Origin of the sequence: Rhodococcus sp. WMMA185, assembly GCF_001767395.1 — a bacterium.
GTDB lineage: Bacteria > Actinomycetota > Actinomycetes > Mycobacteriales > Mycobacteriaceae > Rhodococcus_F.
In genome coordinates, this window is sequence record NZ_CP017014.1 from 3,803,532 (window position 1) to 3,820,736 (window position 17,205).

Below are 17,205 nucleotides of genomic sequence, written 5' to 3' on the forward strand. Positions count from 1 at the left end.
ATCTAACGCGAAACGTCAGTGAACCTCGGCGTTGCCGTCGATCAGGGTGATGTTGCCGAACTGGAAGTTCTGCTGGACACCACCTGGGATCGCGAACTTGTCGCTGATCGGGAATCCGAGACGTCCGGCCTCGTAGCCAACGCTCGCCCATGCGTCGAAGATCGGCCCGTTCTCGACGGCCCAGGCGCCCGACAACGGACTCCAGTAGATGTTGCCGCCCTCGAACTCGTTGAACCGACCCCCGGCGCCGACAGCGACTTCATTCGTCTTCGGGAATCCGAGCCAGCCGCCCTCGTAGCCGAGTTCGGCGTACTTGTCCATGATCAGCCCCTGCACCGAATGCGCGCCATTGGCCGGACTCCAGTACATGCCACCGATCTCGAACCCCTGCACCGCACCTTCCTTGCCGGGTGTGGCGATTTCGTCGGCCACGGGGTATCCGAGCGGTCCGCCTTCCCAACCCTGGTTGGCCCACTCGTCACGGATTGCGCCGCGGACCGGATGCGCACCGGTCTGAGGGGTCCAGTAGATGGAGCCTTTCTCGAAGTGGTTGAAGCGACCGCGGCCGTCCGGAGCTCCCAGATCGGGAGTCGTCGGGAATCCGAGCGGCCCTCCAGGACCACCGCTCACTTGGTATGCACCGCCGATGGCACCAGCCACCGGATTCGCACCGATGTCGGACTTGGCGAAGATCCGGCCGTTCGTGAAGTCCTGAACCGTACCGCCCGGAACGCCGTATTCCGGAGTCAAGCAGGCACCGACCCACGAGTTGGCGCCCGCCGCGTCGGCGATGGCGCCCGAGGTTCCGCACGCCGGCTTGTTGGCCTCGACGTTGACGGCATTGGCGAGCTGAGGCCACAACTGATGAAGCTCGAACTGCCAGTATGGCCACGAGTGTGTGCCGGACGGACGGTAGTTGACCTGTGCCGGGATGCCCAGCTTGTTGAGCTTGGTCGCGAACGTCTGCGAAGTCAGGCGCGACAGAATCTCGAGCCCCATGCCCGCGTAGTTGGTGCTGACACCGGGGATACCCGAAGCCTGGTCGTAGGGGCCTGTGGTTCCGCTACCGCTGGAGATGTAGAGGCTGACGCCCTTGAGCTTGTCGGCGAGCAGGTAGGGATCGTGTTCTTCCCATGCCGGGTTCGACGGCCGACCCCACATCTTGTCGGCATCGAAACCACCCGCGTCACTCATCGCGTAGGCCACCGCCTGCGGCATGCCGAGTGCGGTGGTGGTGAGTATGCCCGACAGCGAGCCCGCGAAGTTGAAAAATCCCGGGTTGCGGGCCGCGAGGAACATCGCCGATGTTCCGCCCATGGACAGTCCGACGACGCCACGTGTCTGCGTCGTGCGCCAGTCGCTCTCGAGGATGGGTGGGAGTTCCTTCGTGAGGAACGTCTCCCACTGGTAGTTCTGACCGTTGTCCTGGGCCAGCCAGTCTGAGTAGAAACTCGATTCGCCACCCACCGGGAGGACGACGTTGACGTTCTTGTCCGCGAAGAACTGCTCGGCGTCGGTCTCGAGCGTCCAGCCGTTCTCATTGTCCTGTGCACGCAGACCGTCGAGCATGTACACAGCCGGGAATTTCTCGTCCGGGTTCAGGTACCAGTCGCGTGCCAGCAGGAGCTGGACCTGGATCGGCACCCCCATCGCCGGCGAGTTGACCCAGAGCGCAACGCGGCGTTCGGACAGCCAGTCGACGTGATCGACCGTGGCACCGGCGCTCGGCATCGGAGCCTGCGCGGCGGCCGGCGATGCATGGGCGGCAACCGGCGCCGCCGAAACGGTGGCGGTCTGGGTCAACCCAACCGCCACCGGTACGACGAGCGCGGCTGCGAGCGAAGTGAGCACTCCTGTTCGACGACGTTTGACCGCCGCCCGCTGACGTTCCGCACTGAACAGGCCTACTCGCATGACTTCACTCTCTCTCCTGCGCGTGGAGACCAAGACACGGAGCAAGGCCTCGCGTTGCACGGAGCAAGGCCTCGCGTTCCCGTTCTTTCTTACACGCAATCAGCGAACCGGTGGGGATGGCGCGCTGTTACCGCTGTTTCCACAGTTGCAATTGTTATGTCCAGATGACACTTCGTTCGGCTACCCGATCGTGTTACTCAGGTCCGGGGCAAGATCATAGATCTGCTGCTCCCAGTAGCGCCACGCATGGATTCCGCGGGACGGAAAACTGTAGGTGACGTTCTTTGCCCCGATGGCAGACATCTTGACCTGGAACGCACGTGTGTTCGCGCGCGACAGGACCTCGAGGCCAGCACCGGTGCTCGCGTTGAACACGTCCATGAAGCCAGTCGGCGCCGGTCCGCCCTTCGCAGGAATGCCATTCGCGGCCGACACCCACACGCGAGTGCCGTTGTCACGAAGCTTGTCGGCGAAGACGAACGGATCGTTACGGAGCCACCCATTGCTCCAAGGCGGGCCCCACATCGCGTCCACGTTGTACCGACCGGCGTCGAGCATCGCCAGGCGGATCGCCTCGCGCATGCCGGGGGCCGAGATGTTCAGGTAACCGGACAGCGAGCCCGCGTAGTTGAACTGCTCGGGGTGGTACGCAGCGAGGGTCAGGGCGGCACTACCACCCATCGACAGGCCGATGACGCCGTTGCGGGTGGCCTGGAACCCGAGGCGGTCGCGCAACGCATTGGGGAGGTCCTGGGTGAGGAATGTCTCCCACATGTACTTGTTCTCTTGGCCGTTCAGGTTCGAAGCCCGCTCCCAGTCGGCATAGAAACTCGATTGACCACCAACGGGCTGCACGACGTTGATGTTCCAAGACGACAGGAACGCGCCCGCGTCGGTGTTGAGCTCCCAGCCGCTGAAGTCGTCCTGCGCACGCAGTCCGTCGAGCAGGTAGACCACGCGCTGGGTGTTGCCGTCAGCGGCACGCCAGATGCGGCTCTTGATCGGGCCCATGCTCGAGTCCACCCAGAAGTCTTCGGCTGCGGGGTCGATGGCCGCCGAGGCTGTTGCGCCGCCGACCATCGTCACACCCAGTGGCACCGCGACCGCCAGAACAAGCGCGGCGGCTGTACGCCTCACCCATCCGCTCATCCTTCTTGAACCCCGTTCTCGCATAGACTCCTCTTCCCTCCGCTCGAGACCCCCTTCGGGCCGCGTCTGCGGCGCGAAGCAGATAACTCCCGTTAGTTCTCACGTAGACGCCACCCGCACAGCGGCGGCTGCGTGGGTGGCGTCTGGACGCGATTACCCTACTGACAAAACAGGCCAAAGCACACATCTGGGTTGAATTGCATGGAGTTCAATCGTGCAACATCGGTCTCATCAGCCCGCTGCGTTTCGCGAGAATGCCGCCACACCGAAAACGACGTAGCGGCATCCGTGCAGTGCACAGCCTGAAGATCACCAGGCGTTCATAGTGTCGAGGATCTGACCACGGGCCTTGAAGAGCTCCTCACCCCAGTACGGCCACGTATGCGTGCCGGCCGCCGGGAAGTCGTAGGTTGCCGGGATACCGAGCGAAACCAGACGCGCCTGGAATGCACGTGTATTGGCCAGAGCGAGAGCCTCGAGGCCCATGGCGTTGGCAGTATTGAATACGCCGACTACGGAAGTCGGGTTGTCTAGCGGGCCGGGTAGGCCGCTGGCAGCCGAAATATACATTGACAGACCCCTCAGGCGCGGAGCGAACACGAAGGGATCGTTCCGCAGCCACGCCGAGTTCCAGGGAGGTCCCCACATCGCGTCGACATTGAACCCACCGGCATCGAGCATTGCCAACCGGATCGCCTCACGCATCCCCGGCGCGGAGATGTTCAAATAGCCGGACAGCGAACCGGCGAATTTGAATTGTTCGCGGTGGTAGGCGGCGAGCGTCAGAGCCGCGCTTCCGCCCATCGACAGGCCGAGGACGGCGTTGTTGGTCGGTGACACGCCGTAATCGGCGAGAAATTCCGGCAGATCCTTCGTCAGGAAGGTCTCCCACTTGTAGGTGAACTTCTGCCCGTTGAAGTTCGACGGTGCATACCAGTCGGTATAGAAGCTGGACTCACCACCGACAGGCATCACCAGGGTTAGGTTGTCGTCACGGAACTGATCCAGGGCGTTCGTCTCGAAACTCCACGCATTTCGATCATTCTGGGCGCGCAGCCCGTCGAGTAGATAGAGGGCCGCGTTACCGCCGCGGGCCGCCCACTGGACTTGGACCTTGATGTTGCCCATCGATGACGGAACCCACAGCTCGTCGTAGCCGCCCGCGGGCGCGGTCCGGGCGGGCCCCGCGTGGATCGGTGCTGCTAGCGCGCCAGTCCCGCCGACGATTCCTGCGCCCAGTGGCAGTACCAATGCGAGGGCACCTACCGCCATCGCACGCTGCTTGAGGCGATGAAACAACCTCGGTCGGGCAAAACGCATGGAAACTGCTCGCTCTCTTCGTCTGCGGTTCCGCCACGGGCGGCTCCGGCGGATTCCGTCGGGGAACAGGCGACTGTCCTGGTCCGAATCTCTCCGGCTCCGGCAGCGGACGTCTTTGAAGTCACACTGCGTTCGGTGAACCGGATGCCATAGGGAAGGTCCCTGACAATCGTTCGCACAGCCCTTTCAGAGAAGATCCCGAACGCCGCCACCGTTCACTCATCATCGGTGCGGATCATCGCCGCCGGACCCATTGTTACACAAACGAGATGCGCTGCTCCGTGCTCGAGATCCGTCTGGTACCGCACCCAAACGCCGTCGGACCGGGCGAGATCTATGGTCCAGATTCAGGAAAAGGCGGCTCGAGATTGCACCTTTGAATTTCGTATGCGGGAACTCGGTCGAATCGATAGTTCGCGAAATGCAGTGCGCCCTTGAAATTTTGCTTGAAGCGCGCCCACGTCAATTCCGACCGGTACGACGTCAGTAAATCTTGCGTCTCCGGGCAGGTGATTGCGACCTTCGCTTCCGCGACCCATTCCTCGTCCATGAATGCGGGCAGCCACGGGTGCTTTTCGTTCATTCCCGTGTCGACCACAACCCAGTCGGGGTAAAGGTTCTTGTCATGGCCGATTCTGCCGTCGTCCAAGCGTTCGGTGTGCGCGGCAAGTGGATAGGCGAGTCCCATCTGGTCGAGGACCCGTACGTCGAGATTGACGTTCATACTCGTCATGCCGAGGTTCAGGAAGTAAACGGTGTGTCCGGCACCGCCGTCCGGAATCGGTAGGGGCGGTGGATCGACGAACCAGTAGTTGAAGTCGCCGGCCGGGAGGAGCAGGCCACCGTCGGGGGTGTTCGCGATGGCCTGAACCATGGCGCGCATACGCGGGTAGTCGAGGTAGTCCTCTGCACGAATCGGGTGCGCGTGGCCCGTATTGAGAACGTAGAACGCGCGTTCGTCGACGATGCCGGAACGCCCGACGACGGCGCCTTCCGGCATCCCTGTGGTATTCGCGGCGAAAAAACGCCCACAGGGCGGTGCCGAACCACAGGAATGCTGTCGTCAGAAATACCGATGTTTCCTTATTCCGCCCCCACGAGGACCGATCCGGAATTCTCAGCGGGACGACTGCGACCGGAACGATGAAGCAGAAGAGGACCGGAAGCAGAACGCGGCCGTGCATGAAGTCGCCGCCCACTCGCAGCGAGTAGAGAGCGAGGATCAGACCGCTCACGAGAATGAAGGCAACTACGGCCTTCTGCGTCCGGAGCGAAGACCGTAGGAGGGCCACTCGACCCCCGTCGGTGTGACGAACACCACTCTCGAGGAGCTTGTCTCGACCCCGGTAGGCGATTATCGCGCCGATCAAGAGGAACAGCAGCGGTAGCCACAGCAGGTACGGGCCGACGAGGTTCCACAGATACGCGAAGCCCTGTGCCCACTTGGCGCCACCGGCGTCCTTCGATACCGCTGTGTTCGGGTACGGGAGCGCGTAGTAACCCATGCGCCAGATTTGGTAGGCCACCGGGACGATGCCCGCAACGACCACCATCGCCACACGCACCGCGACGGTCAGACCCTGCGCGAAGAAGATCATGGCCAGCGAAAGCGCCGCGAGAATCGCCAACTCGGGGCGTACCAGCGGTCCCATACCCGCTGTGAACGCGAGGATCAGCACCGATGCGGTGGAAGGGCTCGCCTGCTGGCTCCAGCGGATCATCAGTAACCAGAGCAGCGCGATCCAGAAGATGACCAGGCAGGTTTCAAGTCCCGAGGTGGCGAAATCGCGGGCCGGGGGCACTGCGATATAGACGAGCACACCCGCAGGCATCAGCAACAACGTGCCGCCCGACGCGAATGATCCACGCCGGTACAGTCGCGCGGTTCCCAACATGGCGAGCACGATCGTCGAAGTGGACAAGACCAGCGCGATCGTCAGAACGACGTACTCGAGTCTCACCTGCGAGAGCCAGCTGAAGGCGTAGACGATGTACGTCCACGCAGTGCTTGTGTTCGTCTCGACACGCTCGCCCACATTGAAGACGGGACCGTTGCCCGCGAGCAGGTTGCGCACAGTGCGCAGCACGATGAGACCGTCGTCGGCAATCCATCGTCGTTCCCACGCGCCCCAGAACATCAGGAAAGCCGAAATGGCCACACCTGAGAAGAAGACCACCCTCGACAAGATGGTCCACTGCTGGGCTTCGATGGCCCTCTTCGCGGCGGTGTCCGGCTCCTCGGCACCGCCCACCACATCAGACGAGGTAGACAGCGACACCCACCACTCCGATCCAGGCGACCGCGAGAAGCTGGAGCACCCGGTCACCGAGCGCGATCTCTTCGGGTTCTCCCGCCTCGCCGCCATCGACGTCGACGGCGTAGCGCAGGATCGCGATGGTGAAAGGCACCATGGAGATGGCGTACCAGTTGGTGCCCTTCACGTCGTCCTGCTCGAACGCCCAGAGCCCGTAGCAGAGCACAACGGCGGTGGCGCTGAGAGTCCATACGAAACGCAGGTAGGTCGTGGTGTAGTTCTCCAGCGACTTACGGATCTTCGCGCCCGTGTGCTCGGCGAGCTGCAACTCTGCGTACCGCTTGCCTGCCGCCATGAACAACGAGCCGAACGCCATGACCAACAGGAACCACTGCGACAGATCGATTTCGGCGGCCACACCGCCGGCGATTGCGCGCAGAAGGAACCCGGACGAGACGATGCAGATGTCGAGCACGGCCTGATGTTTGAGACCGAAGCAGTACGCCAGCTGGATGCCGATGTAGACCGCCATCACGACCGCGAGCTGCCAGTTGGCGGCGAACGACAGAGCAATCGAGCCGGCGAGCAGCACGACCGCCAACCCGTACGCGAGATTGATGGGCAGCACGCCGGCCGCGATGGGGCGGAAGCGCTTGGTGGGGTGCGCACGGTCCGCCTCGACGTCCAAAGCATCGTTGACGAGGTAGATGCCCGATGCCGCCATGCAGAAGACCACGAATGCGAGCGCTACCGGGATCAGAACACCGGATTCCGTCGCAGTTCCGGCCGCGACGGGAGCTGCGAGGACCAGGACGTTCTTGACCCATTGACGTGGGCGAACGGCCTTGACGATACCTGCCGCCAGGGATGACGGGGGCCCGGTGGCGACGGCCGGTTCCTCGCTCATTTCTCTCCAAACTTCTGCTCGGCCTTGCGCACCGCGACCGCAGAGGCGGCCCCCAGAGCGGATCCGGCGAGCACATCGGTTGGGTAGTGCACTCCCAGCACGAGACGAGAGAGCAGCATCGGCGGTACCAACATCGCAGGCAAGGGTAGCCCGGTGAGGCGCCCGAGCAGCACAGCAGCCGCCGTTGTCGACGTGGCGTGCGAGGAGGGGAAGCTCAGTTTGCTCGGCGTCGACACGTTGACCTGGATCGACGGGTCATCAGGCCGGGGCCTGCGCACGACGCGCTTGATCACGATCGAGGCCGCGTGCGCGCCCACAGCACCGACCCCGGCCGCGACCCACTCGCGTCGTCGCGGCTTGTCGAGAGCGGCGCCGACACCTGCGACTGCCACCCAGCCGAGCGCGTGTTCACCGAAGTGCGACATCCCGCGAGCGGTGGATACCACACCCGGCTTGCTCGCGATTCTCGACTGGACGGTCTGCAGGATCTTGACCTCACGCGATGCCGAAGACACGTTCCCACCTCTCCTTACTTGTCAGGGCAGGAACAGCGTCCTGGTACTCGCGCTTGAGATCAGGGAACCGCTGGGCCAGCTCACGGCGCAACCGCAGAGCCTGTTTCAACAAGTCGAGAGCCTGCTTGGGGTTGCGCTTGCGGTAGACGACTCCCCGGCCGTCGGCCGTGGTGACGGTGACCCCGTCCACCTGCGACAGCAGGAACCAGCGGGCGTCCAGCGTGGGCACATTCAGCTGTGGGCGCTCGTGGTGCTCCGCATGGGCGGGTTTCACATTGTGGATCAGCCCCTTACCGAGGCGGACGATCTTCGCGATCGGGTTGTGGGGCTCACCGACGGCGCCGACTCCTGCGCCGGACGGCAGCGGCAGGCTCGTCGACGACGGCAGAACCACTGCGTCGGGGAACTCCTTGCGCATCGCGTGAACGTTGCCGAGTGCCGTGGGCAGCAAATCGAAGATGTGCTCCGGGCCCTCGAGGAAGTCGGCGATGGCCTGGTTCTGGATGGCAACCGTCGAGTACTCGAGGCAGAGCAGGTGCTTGATCGTGGCCTTGACGGTGTTCACGACGAGGCCACGGCCGTTGCCGGGCATGTGCAGGGCCGCGACGACGAGCCGGTTCCTCAGGTGGAAATACGCCTGCCAGTCGATCGCGTCGTCCTTGTCGCTCCACGCCATGTGCCAGATCGCGGCGCCGGGCATGGTGATCGTCGGGTAGCCGGCCTCGCGGGCCCGCAGACCGTATTCGGCGTCGTCCCACTTGATGAACAGCGGGAGCGGCTGTCCGAGCTTCTCCGCAGCCTCGCGCGGGATCATGCACATCCACCAGCCGTTGAAGTCGACGTCGATGCGCCGGTGCAGCAGGCGTGAATTCTCCCGGTCGCTGAGCGGGTAGCGGGAGAAGTCGTGGTCGTACTCGACGTTGGGAGCAGCGGTCCACATGAAGATGGACCGGTCTACCACCTCACCCATCGTGTGTAGGTGGCTGCGCTCCTGCAGGTTGAGCATCTGGCCGCCCACCAGCATGGGAGTCTTCGCGAACCGGGACATGGCGAGCGCACGCAGGATCGAGTCCGGTTCGATCTCGATGTCGTCGTCCATGAACAAGATGTGCTGACAATCGGTGGTCTTCAGCGCCTCGTACATGATGCGGCTGTAACCACCGGACCCACCGAGGTTGGCCTGGTCGTGGATTGCCAGCCGGTCACCGAACGCGGCGGCGACCTCCGCAAACCCGTTCTCGTCCTTGACCTTGCGGGTGCCCTGATCCGGAACGATTACCGCCTGCACCACATCCATGACGAGTTCGTCCGACGCCAAAGCCGTGAGGGCCTTCACGCAGTCGGTCGGTCGGTTGAACGTAGGGATCCCCACCGCCACGGTGGCCTCGCCGGGCGCCTCGACGGGCGCGTACCAACCGGCGCTCCCCAGCACAACGTCGGTGTCGGTGGTGACGTCGAACCAGATCCAGCCGCCGTCCTCGAACGGGGCCAGATCGACCTCGAACTCCACAGCTGCGTAGTTTCTTCCCGTCGCTTCGCTCGCCCGGTCTCCGTCTCGCACCTCGCGACCCTCGACGTGGATGCGCGACGAATCGGCCTTGGACCGGTAGACGTCGATGCGGCAGTGCCCCGATAGTTCGAGCCGCAGGACCACGGACTTCAGCGTGCTCCACCGGCGCCAGTAGCTGGCCGGGAACGCATTGAAGTAGCTGCAGAACGACGCCTCGGATTCGGCGCCCAGCGACAGCGACGTCCGCGAGAGCGCGTGCGCCCGCTTGCTGTTGGTCTTCGCTTCCTCGAGGTAGAGGGTGCGGACATCCAGTGGTTCACCGGGGCGGGGCAGGATCACCCGCTGCAGGAGCGCCTTGCCGAGCAGCGAGTCGTCGACGGCGGCCTTCTCCGCTTCACGCGAATGGTGGGGGCTCATTCGCTCTCCCCGACGAGCGCCGCACCGGTTTCGAGGTGCGGACGCAGGGAGTTGTCGAACATCGACAGCGCGCTGGCGATCGCCATGTGCATATCCAGGTACTGGTAGGTGCCCAGACGCCCACCGAAGAGCACCTTGTTCTCGGCGGTCTCCGCCTTGGCACGCTCCCGGTATGCGGCCAGCTTCTGCCGGTCCTCCGGGGTGTTGATCGGGTAGTACGGCTCGTCCTTGCTCTCAGCGAACCTCGAGTACTCCCGCATGATCACCGTCTTGTCCTTCGGGTAATCGCGCTCCGGGTGGAAGTGGCGGAACTCGTGGATGCGTGTGAAGGGCACGTCGGCATCGTTGTAGTTCATCACCGGTGTGCCCTGGAAGTCGCCGGTAACCAGCACCTCTGTCTCGAAGTCGAGGGTCCGCCAGCCCAACTCGCCGTCCGCGTAGTCGAAGTAGCGGTCGAGGGGGCCCGTGTAAACGACCGGCGCATCGGGGTTGGCCGCGCGCAGTTCGTCACGGACGTCGAAGTAGTCCGTGTCGAGGCGAACCTCGATCTTCGGGTCCTTCGCCATGTTCTCGAGCCACGCCGTGTAGCCCTCGACGGGCAGGCCCTCGTAGGTGTCGTTGAAGTAGCGGTTGTCGAACGTGTACCGCACGGGTAGCCGGGTGATGTTGCCCGCCGGCAGTTCCTTCGGGTCCGTCTGCCACTGCTTGGCCGTGTAGTCGCGCACGAACGCCTCGTAGAGCGGGCGCCCGATCAGCGAGATGGCCTTCTCCTCGAGGTTCGACGCGTCCTTGGAGTCGATCTCGCTGGCATGCTCCGCGATGAGCTTGCGCGCCTCGTCCGGGGTGAAGTAGCGCCCGAAGAACTGCGAGACCAGACCCAACCCCATCGGGAACTGGTACGCCTGACCCTTGTGCAGCGCGAAAACGCGGTGCTGATAGTTCGTGAACTCGGTGAACTGAGTGACGTAGTCCCACACCCTCTTGTTGGAAGTGTGGAACAGGTGCGCACCGTACTTGTGGATCTCGATGCCGGTCTCCGGCTCGGCCTCCGAGTACGCGTTGCCGCCGAGGTGGTGACGACGATCGAGCACGAGCACGCGCTTGCCCAGCTGAGTTGCTGCACGCTCGGCGATCGTCAGTCCGAAGAATCCGGAGCCGACGACGATGAGGTCGTACCGGCCAGGTGCTGTGGTTTCTCGGTTTGCAGCGGTCACGGTGAACAAGGGTAAGCGACTGCACCCACCGAGCGGGCCTCTGGTAGTGCGTGAGATCGATCTCGGCTGTCGCCGCGATCCGTTCCCACCCGGTGCCAGTCGTAAGCCGAGAACGAAGTTAAGGTACTCGCCACGTAGTGACCAGCTTGGGGGGATCGATGGTTGACCAGTCGCGACGTACCGGTGGCTTGCTATATGTACCGACCCTGCCTCGCAGTGGGTCCGGCCAGGTGCAGCTGGAGCTGAGAACCCTTCCGGACGGCAGGTTGGCGCTGCCCGCCTACACCTCCCCCGCCGAATTGGCCAGGTGTTGCGGAGCGGGCCAGCCGTGGGGAGCCGTCAATGCCGACGGCATGGGCGAGATCAAACGCTCGACGGGCTATGACGTGGTTCTGCTCGACGGCGAAATGCCGCCAGGCGCGCGACGAGAGTCCGTGCCGCGTGACCCGGGCGATGAAGAACCCGGCAGTCATATTCCGATGTCGTTCCTGCAAAAACCATTCGAGTAAGCCGTTCGGATGACGAGACACCGATGAACAGACGAGGGGGAAGAGTCCGGTGAGCGGGGACAGCGTGAAGGTCGAGCACCTCAATGACACCGCGCAGATTCTGGCGCGCAACGCCGAGGAGGTGGAGGAACTGGGCGTGAAGGCTCCGAATGTGCCGAACGCGGGGCCGTCGACCGCACTGGTCGGTGACGCGCTCGTGGAACTGGCGCAGGCGATGTCGTTCGTGGCGCAGGCGTCGGCGAATGCTGCCGATGCTGTGCAGGCCTCCGACGCCAACTACGCCGCCACCGACCAGGCGAACAGCCGGCAGCTGTCCGGCGTCGGCGAACATATCCCCGAGACGTCGGGCGGGGGAACGCGCTGATGCCCATCTACGTCTATGTCGACGCCGATCCCGAGTCTTGCATCGAGTGCGCGATCGCCCTCGGCCAACTCGCCGAGGGCGCCGACGATGCCGCACGAGAATTCCGCCGTGCCCGGGATCGGTCCGAGGAGGACTGGCAAGGCAAGGCAGGTGACAATTTCCGCACCGCAGTCGAGAAGCTCAGGACGGCGACGACCGACGTCGCCGACCGGGCAGAAGACCTGGCCAAGGCTCTGCGGGCTTTCGCCGACGAGATGAGCACGGTCAAACAACGAATGACGCAGGCTGCGGCCTTCGCCCTCGAAAGCGGCTTGCAGGTAGGCCCGGACGTGTGCTTTCCCGACTGGATCGGCGACCCCGACCAGCTACCTCCGGGTGTGTGGACTGCCGACCAGCTCGCCAAGCAGGCGAATCAGGTCGCCGCGTACGAGGATGCCCTCGTCATGGTGGCCGAGGTAAGGGAGAAGGAGCGACTCGCCCACGAAGACCTCCGCATGGCCTTCAGGGGAACGAACGAAAGCGGCGAAGATGACTGGCTCGATCGTTTGAAGGGTTCGGCCCCGTGGATGGCGGCGGGCGCGGGGATCGGCTACGTGGGTGCGGCGGTCCAGGAGGCCGACAAGTGGGGTGAGGCCGCTAGGACCCGCGCCGCCCAGGTACAGACGTTCCGAACGATTGCGGCCGAGGCCACCACCGACTCGATGCGAGTCGCTGCTACGAACGCAGCCACCACATTCGGGACCGCCGCCGACGACGCCGCGAGATTCGCCGCTCAGAACTCCAGGCTGATCGCGGGGCAGGCCGGGAGTCGGGTCGCCCAGATCTTTGATGCCGGGATTGTCCCCAAGAACGTGTCCCCGCTCATATCCAAGATCCCTGCGGCCGGGGTGGTTTTGACCAGTGGACAAATCTACGTCGACCTTCAGAGCGCTGAGGGCGGCGGCGACGTGGCCAAGATCGTCGCGAAGGACGCTGGCGGCTTCCTGGCGGGAACCGCCGCAACCAGCCTGCTCCTGGCCAGCGCCGCAGGCGGCCCCGCGACCATCGCCGCGGTCGGGGCAGGCGTACTGGTCAGCTACGGCGTCGGCGAACTCATCGAATACTTGGTGGACTGACGATGACTCACTACTTCCCCCGCCCACAGTTCCGCCTCCCCCCGGTCCCCGACCGACAGACCGGCGAACCCCGACCACCCACGGCACCGCGCCGGGAAAGCTCCGCGTACGAGACAACTCCCGCCGACCGAACCCCGAGAAATCCCCCATCCACCCCCGAGGACCTCGGCCCCGCACTCGAGTGGTCACAGTTCGCAAAAAGGCACAGAGCGCAAGCGGCAGTCCTCATGCCAGTTCTCTTTGCGGCGTTTGTCACTTTCAGGATGGGCGGATTCGACTGGGTGGGTGACTGGGTTCCTTGGATCTGGATGGCGCTGATCAGCGCATTCATGTACTGGCGAACAGGCTGCGAGTGGATGGCGGCCGGTTCAGTGTGGGTCCAGGACGGCCCGGACTGGATCAACACCTATGAATTGGTCCGGATCAGGTTCAGCGTCGACGGACTCCGACGGGTACTCCGAATCGAAGACTCCGAAGGCAGGAAAATCCACTCCTTCGGGCTACGCAACGCCCAGAGCAACCCGCTGATGTGGGACCTGGTCTACAACGGCATCCTCCACTCCGTCGCCTCCGGCAACTGCGACATCTCCAACAAGGCACGCAAAGTCCTGCAGATCCCGCCCTCCCTCGGCCGGGAGCCCGCAGACACAGCGGACTGACGATGACCCACTACTTCCCGCGCGGGCAGTTCCGCCTCCCCCCGGTCCCCGACCCGCTCACCGGCGAACCACGTCCACCCACCGCACCTCGCCGGGAAAGCTCCGCCAACGAGACGACCCCTACCGACCGGACCCCTACCAAGCCCCCACTAGCCCCAGAGGACCTCGGCCCCGCCCTGGAATGGTTCCAGTTCGAGCCCAAACACAGAATTCAAGCGACAATCGGTATGCCAGCAATCGTTGCAGCCTTCGCCACCCTCAAGGTGGGTGGATTCGACTGGGTCAGCGACTGGGGATTCTGGATTCTTCTGACCGTTATCGGCGCCGTAATGTATTGGCGAACCGGGTACGAGTGGATGGCAGCCGGGGCCATGTGGGTGCAGGAAGGCCCGAAGTGGGTCAACACTTACGAGCTGGTTCGGATCCGATTCAGCGTCGACGGACTCAACCGAGTACTCCGCCTCCAGGCCGCCGAAGGCAGAGAGATCCACTCCTTCGGGCTACGAGATGTCCAGAGCAACCCGCTGATGTGGGACCTGGTCTACAACGGCATCCTCCACTCCGTCGCCTCCGGCGACTGCGACATCTCCCGCAAGGCGCGCAAAGTCTTGCAGATCCCGCCCTCCCTGGGCCGGGAGCCCGTAGACGCTGCGGACCGACCGTCGCCGAAGTTGTTGCGGGAGAGCACCTCGAACGACTCGAGCTCTCCAACCCGAATGCGGAGGCGATGTCGCCGACGGTGAGCGTCACCATCCAATCGTGTTGACGGAGACGCGGTGTCGCCGAGATCCTCGACCGCGGAATTCTCCGCCCGCAGTGTATCCACCTGTAGACCAGGAGCGGCAAAAGATCCCGTTGACATTGCCTCCGGCCGGAGGTAGAAATTGTGTCCTGCCGCGGGTATCCCCAAATCCCAGGATCTTTGGAATGCTTCAACGGCGCCAGAGAGCAGGAGGGCACGCAACATAGGTGAACAAGCTATTGCCCGAACGAGCGACAGATCTGAAAGCAAGACTACCGACATCAATTACATCGAACTTGTCAGGCCAATATGTGCCCATCGATAGTCGATTGAGGTGACTTGTCGGCTCGGTGTACCCCTCTAGCCGGAAATTTGGAGATTACTCGTGAACAAACTTGTCCGCAGATCCCTGATGCTGTCTTCCCTAGCCTTCCTTAGCTTTTCGTTGGTACCGACAGGTGTGGCCAACGCAGACACGCAGACGTCTCAAGGTCTTCCCGTTTACACTGACACCATTCCGTCCACCGCTAACGGACTCCTCAACCCCACCCAGTATGCGGTGATAAAGAATGGCTCACCTGACAATACATCCCTCGCCAACAGCAACGGCATCCAGGCATTTGTAGCGCCGGGGACTTGGACGACCGACGGCGGTGCAGAACCAACGAGTCCGCTACTGTCCGTTCCCAGAGATGACGACGGAAACCCAAAATGCTCTTGGATAATCTCTGATGGTGGATTTCCGATCGGAACTCTTGGCGGCACCGTCGGCGGAAAAACTCGGCAAAGTGGTTCGAGTGCAGGTCCGATTACGATCACCATTCTGGATAGTGATTTCGAACTGCACTCAATGAACTGCGGAGCCTGGACACGAATAGGCTAACCAGGCCTTTCCCGATTCGGGTTCGCTGCCAATCGCTGGCAAGCTTGGACGATGTCCTGTCGCCCGACCCAGAAGTGGAGAGCGATGACCGTGTTCCGTCGTGTCTCCATCGCTTGCGGGCCGTGTACTAGCTCCCTTCCTCCGGTACCCATTCGCGCAGCACGTTGGCGTCGACCACGCGCGCGCCCAATGTCTCGGTATAGATGATCGTCCCGCCCTCGTACGTGCGGAACGTTCCTGCATCGGCCGGCAACATCATTTCGGGGCCGACCGGAGCTCCGAGCGTGCCGTTTGCCCCACCGACCTCCTCGTACTTCTCGGCGATCGGCGAAACTCGCGTCGTACCGACAGTGCCGGTGTACTCGCTCCCGGCAATAGCAGGTTCCGGGCCGCCTACCAATGCCAGCGAATCCGGCACTCCGCCACCGGGACCCACCGTGAACCAGTCTGACCGGAGGTTCAGTTTCGAGCGCGCTTCGAGGCCGGTCACCTCGGCTACACCCTCCGACCCGACCACCTTCACGGCAGTGGCGCGTCCACCCTCGTCTCCAAAGTTGTTGCGGGAGAGTACCTCGAACGACTCGAGTTCTCCCACTTCGAACGCGGAGGCGATATCGCCCGCGGTGAGTGTCACCGTCCAGTCGTGGTACGGCGACGCTGTATCGCCGAGATCCACGACGGCAGGGAATTCTCCACCGGCAGTGTGTCCGCCTGTCGACGAGGAGAATTCGGCGGCGACAACCTTGTTGTCCCTTGTCAGGATCATGCCTTCGGTGGAGCGAACGGCGTCCGTCGTCCGCGGGTCCTCGTTGGCGGACCCTCCGTATATCTGGCAGTCCTTGGTGTCGCAGGTTCTCGCGTATTCCTCACGGTTCTCGGCAGCGGCATAGGAGCGGGCCGCGACAGCCTGCGCCCGAAGTGCCTCTGCCCCACCGGTGTCGGCCCAGTTCGCCTTCACCTCGAGGGGCAAGACTCCCAAGAGATAGTCGTCCATCGCGAGGACGTTGACGGTGCGCGTGGCTCCGTCGTCGAGTGCGGCGCCGAGCGCGCCGCGGTACGGGGTGTCGCCCGCACACAGCTTCAGGTGCTCAGCCACGGGCCGGTCGGGACCCAGGTCGATAGGGTCCACCCACGGATGGTCGGTTGCGTCCTGCCACAGGACATCGCCGGCGCAACCCCGGGTGACCACGACATTGGCTCCGCCCCCAGTCGTCGGCGTCAAGTGGACGGCATCTCCAGGTCCGACGGGCCTGCCGGCGACGACGGCACCGACATCGGAATACACGCCGAGCGGCTGATCGTCGCGTGCCTGAAGTCGCACGCTGATCTGCGCGTCGGCGAGTGTGCCGAGTGTGGTCCCACCGTAGTAGTGAGCGAGGATCCGCTCGGCGCCCCATCCGTGGTCTTTCGCGTATCCGTACGCGCCCCACTGACCCATTCCACGACCGTGCCCGTTGCCGTGCCCTGAGATGGTGAACGGCGCATCGGAGGCAACGACGACCCGAACCTTCGGTGTCGTAGATGGGAGTTGGGCCACCACTCCGGTCACGGCGACGGCGACGAAAGCCGGTGCGATTCCGAGTGCCGAGAGCCGCAACAGCGAACTCTTCCAACCGCGTGTTCGGGTGGGTCTCGCGATGTACCGCCTGCCCCGAGCCTGGGCCTGTCTACCCGCCCGGACCCCGAATTCGTGCCTTGCCATCACTGCACTCCTCACCACTCGGGATCAGCG

13 protein-coding genes and 1 pseudogene are annotated in these 17,205 nt (G+C 63.7%); 5 read left to right on the forward strand and 9 right to left on the reverse strand.

Annotation, left to right across the window (positions count from 1 at the left end):
* Positions 1-15: 15 nt before the first annotated feature.
* From BFN03_RS17110 to glf, 8 genes and pseudogenes are all read right to left on the reverse strand, one after another.
* The gene (locus BFN03_RS17110; RefSeq protein WP_070380011.1) at positions 16-1,914 is read right to left on the reverse strand and encodes an alpha/beta hydrolase-fold protein; all 1,899 of its coding nucleotides are present in this window, start codon (positions 1,912-1,914) and stop codon (positions 16-18) included.
* Between the two features lie 180 nt (positions 1,915-2,094).
* A complete protein-coding gene (locus BFN03_RS17115) occupies positions 2,095-3,087 on the reverse strand; it encodes an alpha/beta hydrolase (RefSeq protein ID WP_084385666.1) in 993 nt (330 codons plus the stop codon).
* Positions 3,088-3,372: 285 nt separating this feature from the next.
* Entirely contained in the window at positions 3,373-4,383 is a 1,011-nt protein-coding gene (locus BFN03_RS17120) for an alpha/beta hydrolase (RefSeq protein ID WP_070380012.1), read from the reverse strand.
* Between the two features lie 334 nt (positions 4,384-4,717).
* A pseudogene (zomB, locus tag BFN03_RS17125) lies at positions 4,718-6,638 on the reverse strand (flagellar motor control protein ZomB).
* Position 6,639: 1 nt separating this feature from the next.
* Positions 6,640-7,545, reverse strand: a complete 906-nt coding sequence (locus BFN03_RS17130) for a decaprenyl-phosphate phosphoribosyltransferase (RefSeq protein ID WP_070380013.1) — start codon at positions 7,543-7,545, stop codon at positions 6,640-6,642.
* Positions 7,542-8,060 carry a phosphatase PAP2 family protein gene (locus BFN03_RS17135; RefSeq protein ID WP_070380014.1) on the reverse strand — a complete coding sequence of 173 codons (519 nt, stop codon included), beginning with the start codon at positions 8,058-8,060 and terminating at the stop codon, positions 7,542-7,544. The genes BFN03_RS17130 and BFN03_RS17135 overlap by 4 nt, the downstream gene beginning before the upstream one ends.
* Positions 8,041-9,987 carry a glycosyltransferase gene (locus tag BFN03_RS17140; RefSeq protein WP_070380015.1) on the reverse strand — a complete coding sequence of 649 codons (1,947 nt, stop codon included), beginning with the start codon at positions 9,985-9,987 and terminating at the stop codon, positions 8,041-8,043. The genes BFN03_RS17135 and BFN03_RS17140 overlap by 20 nt, the downstream gene beginning before the upstream one ends.
* Positions 9,984-11,201 carry a UDP-galactopyranose mutase gene (glf, locus tag BFN03_RS17145; protein ID WP_070381025.1) on the reverse strand — a complete coding sequence of 406 codons (1,218 nt, stop codon included), beginning with the start codon at positions 11,199-11,201 and terminating at the stop codon, positions 9,984-9,986. The genes BFN03_RS17140 and glf overlap by 4 nt, the downstream gene beginning before the upstream one ends.
* Before the next feature lie 158 nt (positions 11,202-11,359).
* On the opposite strand from glf, the gene BFN03_RS17150 reads away from it, so the two are divergent.
* From BFN03_RS17150 to BFN03_RS20260, 5 genes are all read left to right on the forward strand, one after another.
* Positions 11,360-11,710, forward strand: a complete 351-nt coding sequence (locus BFN03_RS17150; protein WP_157109641.1) for an SAV_915 family protein — start codon at positions 11,360-11,362, stop codon at positions 11,708-11,710.
* A gap of 49 nt (positions 11,711-11,759) precedes the next feature.
* Positions 11,760-12,074: a hypothetical protein gene (locus tag BFN03_RS17155; protein WP_070380017.1), complete on the forward strand. Its 315-nt coding sequence runs from the start codon at positions 11,760-11,762 to the stop codon at positions 12,072-12,074.
* Positions 12,074-13,189 carry a WXG100 family type VII secretion target gene (locus BFN03_RS17160; protein ID WP_070380018.1) on the forward strand — a complete coding sequence of 372 codons (1,116 nt, stop codon included), beginning with the start codon at positions 12,074-12,076 and terminating at the stop codon, positions 13,187-13,189. The genes BFN03_RS17155 and BFN03_RS17160 overlap by 1 nt, the downstream gene beginning before the upstream one ends.
* A 227-nt stretch (positions 13,190-13,416) precedes the next feature.
* Positions 13,417-13,848: a hypothetical protein gene (locus tag BFN03_RS17165; RefSeq protein WP_232320310.1), complete on the forward strand. Its 432-nt coding sequence runs from the start codon at positions 13,417-13,419 to the stop codon at positions 13,846-13,848.
* A 2-nt stretch (positions 13,849-13,850) separates the two neighbouring features.
* The gene (locus BFN03_RS20260) at positions 13,851-14,591 is read left to right on the forward strand and encodes a hypothetical protein (protein WP_198163284.1); all 741 of its coding nucleotides are present in this window, start codon (positions 13,851-13,853) and stop codon (positions 14,589-14,591) included.
* Positions 14,592-15,600: 1,009 nt separating this feature from the next.
* On the opposite strand, the gene BFN03_RS17175 is transcribed toward BFN03_RS20260, so the two are convergent.
* On the reverse strand, positions 15,601-17,175 hold the full coding sequence (locus tag BFN03_RS17175) for a SpoIID/LytB domain-containing protein (RefSeq protein ID WP_070380021.1): 1,575 nt from the start codon (positions 17,173-17,175) through the stop codon (positions 15,601-15,603).
* Positions 17,176-17,205 lie beyond the last annotated feature (30 nt).

Coding starts and splice junctions, on each gene's coding strand:
- BFN03_RS17110 (WP_070380011.1), bottom strand. CDS start 1,914: ATGCGAGTAGGCCTGTTCAGTGCGGAACGTCAGCGGGCGGCGGTCAAA.
- BFN03_RS17115 (WP_084385666.1), bottom strand. CDS start 3,087: ATGCGAGAACGGGGTTCAAGAAGGATGAGCGGATGGGTGAGGCGTACA.
- BFN03_RS17120 (WP_070380012.1), bottom strand. CDS start 4,383: ATGCGTTTTGCCCGACCGAGGTTGTTTCATCGCCTCAAGCAGCGTGCG.
- BFN03_RS17130 (WP_070380013.1), bottom strand. CDS start 7,545: ATGAGCGAGGAACCGGCCGTCGCCACCGGGCCCCCGTCATCCCTGGCG.
- BFN03_RS17140 (WP_070380015.1), bottom strand. CDS start 9,987: ATGAGCCCCCACCATTCGCGTGAAGCGGAGAAGGCCGCCGTCGACGAC.
- BFN03_RS17150 (WP_157109641.1), top strand. CDS start 11,360: ATGGTTGACCAGTCGCGACGTACCGGTGGCTTGCTATATGTACCGACC.
- BFN03_RS17160 (WP_070380018.1), top strand. CDS start 12,074: ATGCCCATCTACGTCTATGTCGACGCCGATCCCGAGTCTTGCATCGAG.
- BFN03_RS17165 (WP_232320310.1), top strand. CDS start 13,417: ATGCCAGTTCTCTTTGCGGCGTTTGTCACTTTCAGGATGGGCGGATTC.
- BFN03_RS20260 (WP_198163284.1), top strand. CDS start 13,851: ATGACCCACTACTTCCCGCGCGGGCAGTTCCGCCTCCCCCCGGTCCCC.
- BFN03_RS17175 (WP_070380021.1), bottom strand. CDS start 17,175: ATGGCAAGGCACGAATTCGGGGTCCGGGCGGGTAGACAGGCCCAGGCT.